This window comes from Microbacterium sp. Ru50 (assembly GCF_002920555.1).
GTDB lineage: Bacteria > Actinomycetota > Actinomycetes > Actinomycetales > Microbacteriaceae > Microbacterium > Microbacterium arborescens.
Genome location: NZ_PQSV01000001.1, coordinates 1,919,990 through 1,932,143 on the forward strand (window position 1 = coordinate 1,919,990; position 12,154 = coordinate 1,932,143).

The following is a 12,154-nucleotide window of genomic DNA, read 5'->3' on the forward strand; positions in this document are numbered from 1 at the left end:
TGCCGCGGCTCACGCAGCCGGGGCGAGCTCGCGCTTCTCCGCGGCGGTCGCGGCGGCGGCCGCGGTGCGACGGCGGCCGATCACGCCGAGGATCGAGCCCTTCTGGCCCTTCATGTCACCGAGGGCCGAGGTCAGGCGGTCGAGGTAGATCGCGAGAATGACGACGCTGAGGCCCGCCTCGACACCCGTGCCGATGTTGACGGTCGACATCGCCTGGACGATCTCCTTGCCGAGGCCGGGAGCACCGGCGATACCGGCGATGACGGCCATCGAGAGCGCGAGCATGATCACCTGGTTGACGCCCGTCATGATCGTCGGCATCGCGAGGGGCAGCTGCACGCCCCGCAGGATCTGCCCTGGCGTCGCGCCGAACGCGTGCCCGGCCTCGACGGTCTCGGAGTCGACGCTGCGGATGCCGAGCTCGGTCAGACGCACGCCCGGCGGCAGCGCGAAGATGACGGTCGCGACCAGACCCGGCACGAAGCCGATGCTGAAGAACACGATCGCGGGGATGAGGTAGACGAACCCCGGCATCGCCTGCATCAGGTCGAGGACGGGCTTGATGATCGCGCTGAAGCGGTCGCTGCGCGCAGCGAGGATGCCGAGCGGAACGGCGATGACGACGGCGATGAGCGTCGCGATGACGACGAGTGCGAGCGTCTGCATCGCGGTGACCCACTGGCCGACGCCGAGAATGATCGCGAACGAGATCGCGGTGCCGATCGCGAACTTCCACGAGCGCAGGAACCAGCCCAGCAGCGCCGCGATGACGATGACGACGACGATCGGTGCGCTCAGCAGCAGGTCGGCGAGCGAGCCGACCAGCCAGCCGACCGCGGTCGAGACCGCGCCGAGCAGCCAGGAGAGGTTGTCGCGGATCCAATCGACCGCGACCTCGGCCCACTGGCCGAGCGGAATGCGGAACCCATCCATCAGCGTACCTCCCCGTTCTGGAGAGCGGCGCCGTCGACGGCGGTCGCCTCCGCGAGCACCTCATCGATCGCGGCCTGCGGCATCGGCTGCAGCGGGATCGTGATCTCCTCCGTCGCGCCGGGCCCGGGGCCGAGGGCGGCGAGCAGGGTGATGCGGGGGATGACGCCGACGAGGCGCCCCTCCGCGTCGGTCACGGCGAGCGGCAGCGGCGACTCGACGGCCGGGACGAAGAGGTTCATGAGCACCTCGTCCTGGCCGACGGTCTGCGGCGCGGGCTTGATGACCGAAGACAGCGCCGACTCGCCGCGGCGGACGAGCTTGACGGCGTCGCGGTCGGTGACGACACCGAGCAGTTTGCGGTCGCGCCCGACGACGTAGGCCGCCGACATGAAGGCATCCCGCATCTGTTTGAGGGCCACGCGAGGACCGGCGGATTCGGCGACGACGGGGCGCGGCCGCTCCATGACGTTCGCGGCCGTGAGGACGCGGGCGCGGTCGACGTCCTGCACGAACTGCTCGACGTAGTCGTTCGCCGGGTCGGTGAGGATGTCTTCGGGCGTGCCGATCTGCACGATGCGGCCGTCGCGCATGACCGCGATGCGGTCGCCGAGGAACATGGCCTCGTTGAGGTCGTGCGTGATGAAGATGATCGTCTTCTGCAGCTTCTGCTGCAGTTCGAGCAGCTGCTCCTGCATCTCGCGCCGGATGAGCGGGTCGAGCGCGCTGAAGGCCTCGTCCATGAGCAGGATGTCGCTGTCGGCGGCGAGCGCGCGGGCGATGCCGACGCGCTGCTGCATTCCGCCGGAGAGCGCCGACGGCAGCTTGTCGCCCCAGCCTTCGAGCCCGACGAGGGCGAGGATCTCCTCGGCCTTCGCGAGGCGCTCGACCTTGCCGACGCCGCGAAGCTCGAGCGGGTAGGCGACGTTGGCGGCGACGGTCCGGTGCGGGAGCAGGGCGAAGTGCTGGAAGACCATCGCGATGCGCTCGCGACGGATGCTGCGCAACCGGGCGGGCGCGACATCGGTGATCGAGTCGCCCTTCACGGTGATCGTTCCTGCGGTGGCGTCGTGCAGGCCGTTGAGCATGCGGATGAGGGTCGACTTCCCCGAGCCGGACAGGCCCATGATGACGAAGATCTCGCCGGGCTGGACGGTGAAGGAGGCGTCGATGACGGCGGCGGTCCCGGCGTCGGAGATCTCGTTGCGCTGGGCGCCGGCCCGCAGCTTCTCGACGACGGACTTCGGGTTGCGCCCGAAGACCTTGTACAGATTCTTGGCTTCGAGAGCGGGGGACGTCTTTTCCCCCGAAGAAGACGGACTGGTCACAGGTCACCTCGGCAGCCGGTGCAGGCTGCATCGGTTACGCCCGGGTGGCGACCTCTCGGCGCGTCTCGCGACGGCGTCTCGGCTGCGGATGTCGGACCCACGAGCACAGGCCGCCGACCATACGCTCGCCGGTCTGGAACCTCAGGAGATTGCCACCAGCGACCGCGGACTGGTCGGGTAGTGGCCCGCGGAGGGCCTCATCCAACGTTTCACGTTCACAGGGAGGTCGCAAATCGAACCGAGGATTTGACCGCTGACCGGCCATTCGGATAAACGCGCGCGCACGCGCCCGAATGGACAGTCGACTCACAGACAACTGTATGTGCAGTGCACGTACAGTTACGGCATGACCCGTACGACGTCCCGCACCGTCACCCCTGTCACCCGCGGAGAGATCGACGTGGCGGCGGACCTGCTGACCCGCGCGTTCGCGAACGATGCCCCCACGCGCGCGCTGCTGCAGGAGCGCGCGCACGACGAGCGAGCGCGCCACCGCCTGTTCCGCGCCATCCTGCTGGGCGGCCCGTTGCAGAACGGCACCGTGGACGGCGTTCGCGATCCCGATACCGGGACGCTCATCGGGGTGGCCGTGTGGTCGCGTCCGGGCGACACCGGCATGCGCACGGCCGCCCTGCCCGAGTACGCCCGTGCGATCGGCATCGGGGGCCTCGCGCGCGCCCTCCGCGTGTCCGACGCGATCGACTCCCACCGGCCCGCCGTCCCGCACTGGTACCTCAAGGCGGTCGGCGTCGCGCCCGACGCGGTCGGCGGCGGCATCGGGGGAACCCTGCTGGCAGCTCGGCTCGAGCTGATCGACACCCAGGGCTCTCCCTCCTACCTCGAGTCGTCGAACGACCGCACGACCGCGCTGTACCGCCGGCACGGCTTCGTTCCGCTCACGCGGCTGCCCTGGCCCGACGGCGCCGGCCCGCTCGCGATGTGGCGAGCCGGTGACACCGCGGCGAGTGGAGCACCCCGTGCGGCCGAGTAACCGCGAGCTCATCATCGACGCGGCCGTCGAGCTGTTCGCGACCTCCGGGGCCGAATCGGTCACGTACGACGACCTGGCGGCGCAGACCGGTCTCACCAAGAGCGGCATCGTCTATCACTTCGCGACGCGGCAGCTGATCCTCGAGGCTGTCGCGGGCCGGCTGATCGACGGCTGGGCCGAGGCGGCGGCATCCCATGCGGCCGACGAACCCGACGATCCCCCGCACAGATTCGCCGCGTTCGTGGCCGGCATGCTCGAAGGAGACGCCACACCGGCCGAGCTGCGCCTCGCGGTCGAGACCATCGGCGGGCGGCGGATGCACGACGAATGGCATCGCATCCGGGCGCACTGGCTGCAGCCGGACGACGCCACGCCCGCGCAGCTGACCGCCGTGGCAGCGGCACTGGGGCTGTGGGTGAGCCGGGCGACGGGGTTCCTCGACTTCGACGCGGTTCAGCGCGCGGCGATCGAGCAATCGATCCGGCAGCTCGCGGCTCCCGGCGACTGAGACTCAGTCGGCGATGTCCTCGGCCGCGATGCGATGGTGGCGGATCACCTCGGCGACCACGAACCCGAACCACTTCTGAGCGAACTCGGGGTCGAGATCCGCCTCCTCGGCGAGACGACGCAGCCGGGCGATCTGCCGCTCCTCCCGACCAGGATCGGAGGCCGGCATGCCGTGCGTCGCCTTGAGCTCGCCGACCTGCTTCGTGCAGCGGAACCGTTCGGCCAGCATGAAGACGAGCGCGGCGTCGATGTTGTCGATGCTCGCGCGCAGGCGATGGAGTTCGGTCGTGGCGTCGGTCATGGTGGCTCCTCCCCCGCCGACCCTATCTGCTCGACGGCCTCCGCCCCGCCCCTCACGGAGCGCCGACCCCGCCTCTAGAGTGTGACCATGACGAAGCCTCGCTCGACCGGCCCCGCGCCCGCGGACCCCACCGTCCCCGTCTCCGAGCAGGCCACACGCGACCAGCCCATCTGGGGCGCGCTCTCCCGCCCGTTCGCCGCGGGCTTCTTCCTGGCGCTCGGCGCTCTCGCCGCGATCGTGCTCGGCCTCGCGATCTCGAGCCTGTCGACGGTCCTCATCTACGTCGCGATCGCCCTGTTCGTCGCCCTCGCGCTCGACCCGGTCGTGCGATTCCTCGTGCGCCGCGGCATCCCGCGAGCGTGGGGCATCGTGATCACGTTCGCCGCGCTCGCGCTCATCATCGCCGGCATCCTGTGGGTCGTCCTGCCGCCGGTGGTGCGCCAGGTCGAGCAGTTCGCGAAGGACGTGCCTAACATCGTCAACGATGTGCTGAAGAGCGAGACGGTCCGATGGGCCGAAGACACCTTCGGCGACAGCCTGAGCGACGTGATCAATGAGGTGCAGAGCTTCGTCACCAACCCCTCCAACATCGCCGCGATCGGCGGCGGCCTGCTGCAGGTCGGCGTCAACGTGGTGACCGCTATCTCGGGCTCGATCATCGTGCTCGTGCTGAGCCTGTACTTCCTCGCGTCGCTGCCCCGCATGAAGAACGCGCTCGTGCGCATCTCGCCGGCCCGGTCACGGGCCACGGTCGCCGACATGACCCGCCAGATCACCGAGTCGATCGGCGGTTACCTGTCGGGCATGGTCGTGCTCGCGCTCATGAACGCGACGTTCGCCTTCATCGTGCTCACCATCCTCGGCGTCCCGTTCGCGGCCCTCATGGCCGTGCTCGCTTTCGCGATCACCCTGATCCCCCTCGTCGGAACGGTGATCTTCTGGGTGGGCGCCTCCGTCATCACCCTGTTGACGAACCCGACTGCGCCGGTGCAGGCGATCATCTTCGCAGCCGTGTATCTCCTCTACATGCAGGTCGAGGCATACGTCCTGACGCCGCGGGTCATGAACCGCACGGTCTCGGTGCCCGGCTCACTCGTCGTCATCGGCGCGCTGGTCGGCGGCACGCTGCTCGGCCTGCTCGGCGCCCTCGTCGCGATCCCCGTCACCGCGTCGATCCTGCTGATCATCAACCAGATCGTCATCCCGCGTCAGGACGCCAAGAAGCTGCCCCACTGAGCCCCGCGGCGGGGCACGCGATCACGCGACCGGCAGGATGCAGGTCGGGCTCGGCGCTGTCACGCGGTGGCGCACGCGACCGGGCACGCCGGTCCGGGGGTCACGTGTCATCGACACGACCTCGCTCGAGAGCTGCCCGGCGACGAGCAGGGTGTCGCGCACGACGACGTGGTGGCGCGGCCAGTCGACGCCCGCATCGACGAGGGCGAGCTGCTCGAGCCGGTCGCCGGCGTCGCGCACGCGCAGCACACCGAGGGTGTTGCTGCCACGGACACCGGCATAGATGGCCTCGCCGTCCGGCGTCATGGCGATCTCCGCGGCGGTGTCGTCGTCGAGAGCGCCGAGAAGGCCGGTCGCCGATAGCATCCGCCATCGCCCCTCACGGTCGGCACCGAGCACGAACACCTCGCGCGAGAGTTCCGTGAGCACGTACAGGTGGCCGCTCGGGTGCCAGAGCGTGTGGCGCGGCCCGCTGCCCAGCGGCAGGGCGACCTGCTCGACGAGCCGGAGCCCGCGCGGGCTGTCACGCCAGAAACGCACGAGGTCGAGGCCCATGTCGGTCGTGACGATGAGGCCGCCCGGCAGGTACCGCGCCTGGTGAGATCGCGACGGACGCGGGGCTTCGGCATCCTGATCGGGACCGGGATGCGGCGCGGCGGGCGCGTCGGAGCCGGGCACCAGATGGGCGAACTCAGGACCGGCCGCCTCTCGGAGCGCCCGCGCAGCGGCGGCCAGGTCGATGTCGTCCACCGTGGGCTCGGCCGGTGCGTCGGGCCCATACGGGTCGACGGCGGCGGGCGCGATCACGGGCGCTGAGGGGATGCCGGCGGCGTCGACGCTCATGCGGACGACGCGGCCGTCGCTCCAGCAGCTCGCGACGAGCGATGCTCCGTCGGGGGCGACGGCTACGTGGCACACCGCCTCGCCCGCCGCGACGGGGCGGCCGAGCGGCGTCCACGCGTCGAGGCCGGTGCGCCGGTAGGCCTGCACCTCGCCACGGAACTCGAGAGCCGCGTAGACGACGTCGAGGCGCGGGTGGCGGGCCACCCACGACGGCGACGACGCGGCGACGACCTCGGGCCGCAGCGAGAGCTGACCGTCCGCGGTGGCACCGTCGGGATCGCCGGCGTGCAGCAGCCCGATGCCGGCGGCTTCGCCGCCCATGTCGGCGGTGTAGCCGCCGAGCAGCAGCCGCACGTCAGTCGACGAGGTCGTGGCGGACGATGACGGCGTCGCGGGCGGGCCCGACACCGATCACCGAGATGCGGGTGCCGCTCATCTTCTCGAGGGCCAGCACGTACTCCTGGGCCGCGGTGGGGAGGTCGTCGAACGTGCGCGCCGTCGAGATGTCCTCCTTCCAGCCGGGGAAGTACTCGAGGATCGGCTTGGCGTGGTGGAAGTCGGACTGGTTGACCGGAACCTCGTCGAACCGCTCGCCGTCGACGTCGTACGCGACGCAGACCGGGATGCGGTCGAGCCCCGTGAGGATGTCGAGCTTGGTGAGCACGAGGTCGGTGATGCCGTTGATCCGCGTGGCGTAGCGGGTGATCGGGGCGTCGTACCAGCCGACCCGGCGGGGACGGCCGGTCGTCGTGCCGAACTCGAACCCGCGCGAGCGGAGGAAGTCGCCGTTCTCGTCGAACAGCTCGGTCGGGAACGGACCCGAGCCGACGCGCGTCGTGTATGCCTTGACGATGCCGACGATACGGTCGAGGCGGTTGGGGCCGACGCCCGACCCGGTCGCGGCGCCACCGGCGGTGGCCGACGACGACGTGACGAAGGGGTACGTGCCGTGGTCGACGTCGAGCATGGTGGCCTGGCCGCCCTCGAAGACGACCACGTCGCCGTTGTCGAGCGCCTCACTCAGCAGCAGGCCCGTGTCGCAGACCATCGGACGCAGGCGATCGGCGTACGAGAGCAGGTCTTCGACGATCTCATCGGCGGTGATCGCGCGACGGTTGAAGACCTTGACCAGCAGGTGGTTCTTCTGGTCGAGGGCGCCCTCGACCTTCTGCCGCAGGATGTTCTCGTCGAAGAGGTCCTGCACGCGGATGCCGACGCGGTTGATCTTGTCGGCGTAGGCCGGCCCGATGCCGCGGCCGGTGGTGCCGATCTGACGCTTGCCGAGGAAGCGCTCGGTCACCTTGTCGAGCGTGCGGTGATACTGCGTGATCAGGTGCGCGTTGGCGCTGACCTTGAGGCGCGAGATGTCGAGCCCGCGCGCCGACAGCGCCTCGAGCTCGGCGAACAGCACCTCGAGGTCGACGACGACGCCGTTGCCGATGACGGCGTTGACGCCCGGCGAGAGGATGCCGCTCGGCAGCAGGTGCAGGGCGTACTTCTCGTCACCGATGACGACGGTGTGCCCGGCGTTGTTGCCGCCGTTGAACTTGACGACCCAGTCGGTGCGGTCGCCCAACAGGTCGGTGGCCTTGCCCTTGCCCTCGTCGCCCCACTGGACGCCGACGATGACGATTCCCGGCATGCGGATCTCCCTTTCTGTCGAGGAGGGATTGCACCCCATCCTATCGACACGGACGCAACCCCCTTACGGAGATCGCGGCGCGCGCGCCAGGGTGATGGCGCAGATCGGATGTATCGATCAGACACGCAAGGAGGAGGGTCTCATGCACCACCGGCTCGCCGCAGCGGTCGGCGCGGTCCTGTTGCTGCTGACATCGTCGTTCGCGCTCGCGGGGTGCGGGCTTTCGATCCCGACCGACCCGTCGGGCACGCTCGCCTCGGTCGAGGGCGGCACATTGCGGGCCGGGGTCTCCCCCGACGGCGAGTGGGTGCAGGTCGACGGCGACGAGCCGCGGGGCAGCGAGCCGGACGCGATCCGAGCCTTCGCCGAGTCACTCGACGCCGACGTGGAATGGACCGTCGGGTCGGAGGAGGCTCTGGTGCGCGAGCTCGAGAACGGCGGGCTCGACCTCATCGCCGGCGGCATCACCGACCAGACGCCGTGGACCGACAAGGCGGGGGTCACCCGCCCCTACGCCGAAGCGACGGCGAAGGACGGCAGCACGCTCATGGTCGTCATGCTCGTGCCGCTCGGCGAGAACGCGTTCCTCTCGCGCCTCGAGACGTTCCTCTCGGAGCGGGCGAAGGCGGGCGAGCTGTGAACCGGTCGGAGGTGCGGTTCGGGCAGACCGAGCTGCCGGAACGTCAGGTCGAGGTGCTGCGCCGCGCAGTGCGGCTCGAGTGGATCACCATCGGGTTCCTCGCGGTGACGGTGACCCTCGTCTTCCTCGTGCTCGGCAATTCGCAGGCGATGAAGGCGGCGTGGATCGAGGACCTGCTGTCGTTCATCCCGCCGCTGGCGTTCCTCATCGCTATCCGGGTCAACCGTCGACGGCCGACGCTCCAGCATCCGTACGGCTATCACCGCTCGGTCGGGGTCGGCCACCTGGTCGCGGCCGTGGCCCTGACCACGATGGGCACCTACCTGATCGTCGAGTCGGGGATCGGGCTGCTGAGCGGCGAACACCCGACGATCGGGACGGTCGAGCTGTTCGGCGCGTCGATCTGGCTCGGGTGGCTCATGATCGGCGTCATGGCGATGACCGCCGTGCCGCCCGTCCTCCTCGGGCGCGCGAAGCTCAAGCTGGCGCGTGAGCTGCACAACAAGGTGCTCTACGCGGATGCCGACATGAACAAAGCCGACTGGATGACGGCCGTCGGCTCGATCGTCGGCGTCACCGGCATCGGGCTCGGGTTGTGGTGGCTCGACGCGGCGGCGGCGCTGTTCATCGCGTCGGGCATCCTGCGCGACGGACTGAAGAACCTGCGGGCCGCGATCGTCGATCTCATGGACGCGCGCGCCACGACGTTCGACGAGGCCGAGCCCCATCCGCTCGCGGGCGAGATCGACGCGTACCTCGCAGGTCTGCCCTGGGTGTCGGCCGCGGGCAGCCGGGTGCGCGACGAGGGGCACGTGTTCCACGTCGAGTCGTTCGTCGTGCCGCGCGACGGGCGCATGCCGAGCCTCGACGAGCTGGAGGCTGCCCGCGAAGGCTGCGTCGAGCTCGACTGGAAGGTGCAGGACATCGTGCTCGTGCTCGTCCGCGAACTGCCGATCGTCGTGCCGGTCAGCGAGTGACGAGCTCGCGCAGCGCCGCGACGACATCCGGTCGGCCGACCACGACGAGGTCGCCGTCGGCGGAGGACCAGGATTCGGCGCCCGCTTCGGTCGCGATGAGCGCGCCGCCGACGAGGTCCCAGATCTCGTTGCGGTAGGCCACGAGGGCGCCGAGCCCGCCCGTCACGAGCAGCGCCCAGTCGGACGACGGCGCCCAGCTGCGCAGCACCCGCTTCGTGCGGCGCTCGAGGCGGTCGAACAGCTGGTTGCGGCGCGGGTCGTCATGACCGACGCCGTAACCCTGCGTGAACGCGACGGTCGCGTGAGCGAGCGCGCCCTCCGCGTCGACGCGGAGGCGGTCGGGGGCGGCTCCGGCGTCGGGTGCAGCGCCGGCGGAGAACGCCCCGCGGCCCTCGATAGCCCAGAAGGTGCGGTGGCGCGGTGAATCGTGCACGACAGCCATGACCGGTCGCTCGTGGTGGCAGAGCGTGATGCAGACGCCGTACACGTCGAGTCCCAGCACGTAGTTGTGCGTGCCGTCGAGCGGGTCGATCAGCCAGCGCCACTCGCTGCCTTCCGCGCCCTGCTCGCCGCCTTCCTCGCCGAGGATCGCATGGTCCGGGTACTCGCGACGGAGGGCCGCGACGATCCGGCGCTCGGCCTCGCGATCGACGTGCGTCACCAGGTCGGCGCGGTCGCCCTTCGCGTGGACGCGGGCGGTCGCCCGCTCTGCGACGGCGAAGTCACCGACCTCCCGTGCGAGGGCGATGGCGAGGTCTGCGGCGCGCTGGAGATCCATCCATCTGACGCTAGCGGGCGCCACTGACAGCGAGAAGATGCCGGAATCGGCGGACCAGCTTCCACCACTGTCTGAACCCATCGGGTCACTGACAGTATCGAGTTCGTGAGGCGCGACTATCTGGGGCGGGCCGCTCTGGCGGCATCCGCGATGTTCCTGCCGGGGATCGGCAGCGTCGTCATCCTGCTGATCATGGCGACGGCCTACTCCGACGACGTGCAGGCGGCGATCGGGCTGGGCGGCTCGACCGCCGCGATCGTGACGGTCGTGGCATCCGGTTTCGTGGTCACCACCATTCGTGCACGCACGGCGGGACGCTCCCTCCAGGGCGAGCTGACGGGTTCCGTCGGGGCAGCGATGCTCCTGCTGCTCGCATCGATCGCGATCGCCTTGCTCAGCCCGGTGCTCTCCCGCTCGGACGCGGGCGGGTTCTTCGCCGCGTACTGGATCGCCACCATCCCGGCGACGGTGCTCACGCCGATCGGCTTCGTCTTCAACGGCGCGTTCCAGGCGCTGCACCGCGATGGCACGAACCTGATCACCGCGGTCACCGGGACGCTCGTGAAAGCGGCCGTCGCGGCGGTCGTCGTCGTGCTCGGCGTCTCACCGCTTGCTGCCGTCGCGGCGGTCGGGGCCACGACGTCGGTCGCGTCGATCCTGGGAGCGCTGGTACGAGGATCCCAGCTCGCGCGGGCGGACATGATCTCGTGGCCCATGTTCGCGGCGGCGACGCGAGACGCTCTCGCGCACCCCGTCGCGGTGGTCCGCTCGCTCGGCGAGCGTGCTGCTGCGTCGGTCGACGGGTTGGTCTTCCTGGTCACCTTCACCGCGGCGATCCTGGTGGCCACAGCGCACTCCCCCGCAGACGGCGCTGTCGTCGCGCTCTCGGTGGCGGTGATGCGCTCGGTCATCGTCCCGTTGAAGCAGTTCGGCGTGGTCGGGGCGCGATTCGTCATCGCCGAGCGCGGGCGCGAGCGCGAGGACGCCATGCGTCTGTCGACGGTCCAGACGAACTGCTTCGTCCTGCTCGCGGCGATCGCGGTGGCGCTCGCGATCTCGCGCCTCGCCCTACCGGTCTTCGACCAGCTCGGCTGGCTGCTCATAGCGATGATGGCCGTGCAGCTGCTCATCGAACCGTGGGCAGGCGTTCTCTACTCCTACCGGAAGATCGCGCTGTCGACGGCGGCCGGGCTGCCCGCCCTCGGGATCGCTTACGGGGCGGTGGCCGGCCCCGGGTTGACGCTGCTCGCCGTCACGCGTTCCGGCTCGGCGGAGGCCATCTGGTCGGTCCTACTCGCGACGCGCGTCGTCTTCGCCGTGCTTTTGGCCTGGACTCCTCGCATATCGATGCCCGCAGGTTCAGACTGGCGTCGCGGCGTCATCCGCCGCAGGCGGGATGCGACATGAGACCTCTCCGGTATTCGATCAACGTGACGCTCGACGGCTGCTGCCACCACGAGGCGGGCCTGCCGCCCGACGAGGAATCGATGGATTTCTGGACAGCGCAGATGGCCGGCGTCGACGCGCTGCTGCTCGGGCGGGTGACGTACGCGATGATGGCGGCGGCCTGGCGGCGGCCGCCTTCGGGCGAGTGGCCCGCCTGGATGGATGACGCCGAGGTCAGGTTCGCCGAGGCCATCGACGGCGCGCGGAAGTTCGTCGTGTCGTCGACTCTCGCGGACCCCGACTGGAACGCCGAGCTGATCTCGGGCGACCTCGAGACAGCCGTCCGCGCGTTGAAGGCCGAGCCGGGCACCGGGCTGTGGGTCGGCGGCGTGACCCTGCCGACCGCCCTGGCGAACCTCGGCCTCATCGACGAGTTCGAGTTCCTCGTGCATCCCGTCGTCGCGGGGCGCGGACCGACCCTGCTCGCCGGCTTGGACCGGCAGATCGAACTCGACCCCGTGGACCGCACGGCGTTCCGCTCCGGGGCCGTGGCGACGCGATATCGGCTCCGCAGCGCCTGACCCGGGCTCCCGCC

At 70.2% G+C, this 12,154-nt stretch carries 13 protein-coding genes; 7 read left to right on the forward strand and 6 right to left on the reverse strand.

What is annotated here, in order from left to right; all coding sequences use genetic code 11:
- Nucleotides 1–9 precede the first annotated feature (9 nt).
- Together C3481_RS08990 and C3481_RS08995 are read right to left on the reverse strand one after the other, a co-directional pair.
- A complete protein-coding gene (locus C3481_RS08990; protein WP_023953255.1) occupies nt 10–933 on the reverse strand; it encodes a proline/glycine betaine ABC transporter permease in 924 nt (307 codons plus the stop codon).
- Nucleotides 933–2,258, reverse strand: a complete 1,326-nt coding sequence (locus tag C3481_RS08995) for a glycine betaine/L-proline ABC transporter ATP-binding protein (RefSeq protein WP_064955231.1) — start codon at nt 2,256–2,258, stop codon at nt 933–935. Before C3481_RS08995 ends, C3481_RS08990 begins: the two co-directional genes overlap by 1 nt.
- A 346-nt stretch (nt 2,259–2,604) precedes the next feature.
- Here C3481_RS08995 and C3481_RS09000 point away from each other — a divergent pair, with 346 nt between their 5' ends.
- Nucleotides 2,605–3,249: an N-acetyltransferase gene (locus tag C3481_RS09000; RefSeq protein ID WP_052007642.1), complete on the forward strand. Its 645-nt coding sequence runs from the start codon at nt 2,605–2,607 to the stop codon at nt 3,247–3,249.
- Nucleotides 3,236–3,757 (forward strand): TetR/AcrR family transcriptional regulator, encoded by a 522-nt coding sequence (locus C3481_RS09005; RefSeq protein ID WP_023953261.1) that lies wholly within the window; start codon nt 3,236–3,238, stop codon nt 3,755–3,757. Before C3481_RS09000 ends, C3481_RS09005 begins: the two co-directional genes overlap by 14 nt.
- Before the next feature lie 3 nt (nt 3,758–3,760).
- Here C3481_RS09005 and C3481_RS09010 read toward each other — a convergent pair whose 3' ends face one another.
- Nucleotides 3,761–4,057 carry a chorismate mutase gene (locus tag C3481_RS09010; protein WP_023953263.1) on the reverse strand — a complete coding sequence of 99 codons (297 nt, stop codon included), beginning with the start codon at nt 4,055–4,057 and terminating at the stop codon, nt 3,761–3,763.
- Nucleotides 4,058–4,144: 87 nt separating this feature from the next.
- Between C3481_RS09010 and C3481_RS09015 the strand changes: the two genes are divergently transcribed.
- A complete protein-coding gene (locus C3481_RS09015) occupies nt 4,145–5,293 on the forward strand; it encodes an AI-2E family transporter (protein WP_023953265.1) in 1,149 nt (382 codons plus the stop codon).
- Between the two features lie 21 nt (nt 5,294–5,314).
- On the opposite strand, the gene C3481_RS09020 is transcribed toward C3481_RS09015, so the two are convergent.
- Nucleotides 5,315–6,544, reverse strand: coding sequence for a beta-propeller fold lactonase family protein (locus C3481_RS09020; RefSeq protein ID WP_308457280.1), 1,230 nt, complete (start codon nt 6,542–6,544; stop codon nt 5,315–5,317).
- Entirely contained in the window at nt 6,492–7,778 is a 1,287-nt protein-coding gene (locus tag C3481_RS09025) for an adenylosuccinate synthase (protein ID WP_023953269.1), read from the reverse strand. The genes C3481_RS09020 and C3481_RS09025 overlap by 53 nt, the downstream gene beginning before the upstream one ends.
- A gap of 142 nt (nt 7,779–7,920) precedes the next feature.
- Here C3481_RS09025 and C3481_RS16780 point away from each other — a divergent pair, with 142 nt between their 5' ends.
- Together C3481_RS16780 and C3481_RS09030 are read left to right on the forward strand one after the other, a co-directional pair.
- On the forward strand, nt 7,921–8,418 hold the full coding sequence (locus C3481_RS16780; RefSeq protein WP_258039071.1) for a transporter substrate-binding domain-containing protein: 498 nt from the start codon (nt 7,921–7,923) through the stop codon (nt 8,416–8,418).
- Nucleotides 8,415–9,395, forward strand: a complete 981-nt coding sequence (locus tag C3481_RS09030; protein WP_258039072.1) for a cation diffusion facilitator family transporter — start codon at nt 8,415–8,417, stop codon at nt 9,393–9,395. The genes C3481_RS16780 and C3481_RS09030 overlap by 4 nt, the downstream gene beginning before the upstream one ends.
- On the opposite strand, the gene C3481_RS09035 is transcribed toward C3481_RS09030, so the two are convergent.
- Nucleotides 9,385–10,173 carry an inositol monophosphatase family protein gene (locus C3481_RS09035; protein WP_181021896.1) on the reverse strand — a complete coding sequence of 263 codons (789 nt, stop codon included), beginning with the start codon at nt 10,171–10,173 and terminating at the stop codon, nt 9,385–9,387. The genes C3481_RS09030 and C3481_RS09035 overlap by 11 nt on opposite strands.
- A 105-nt stretch (nt 10,174–10,278) precedes the next feature.
- On the opposite strand from C3481_RS09035, the gene C3481_RS09040 reads away from it, so the two are divergent.
- Both C3481_RS09040 and C3481_RS09045 read left to right on the forward strand, forming a co-directional pair.
- Nucleotides 10,279–11,580, forward strand: a complete 1,302-nt coding sequence (locus C3481_RS09040) for a hypothetical protein (RefSeq protein WP_071918777.1) — start codon at nt 10,279–10,281, stop codon at nt 11,578–11,580.
- Nucleotides 11,577–12,140, forward strand: a complete 564-nt coding sequence (locus C3481_RS09045) for a dihydrofolate reductase family protein (protein ID WP_103841734.1) — start codon at nt 11,577–11,579, stop codon at nt 12,138–12,140. The genes C3481_RS09040 and C3481_RS09045 overlap by 4 nt, the downstream gene beginning before the upstream one ends.
- Nucleotides 12,141–12,154: the final 14 nt, after the last annotated feature.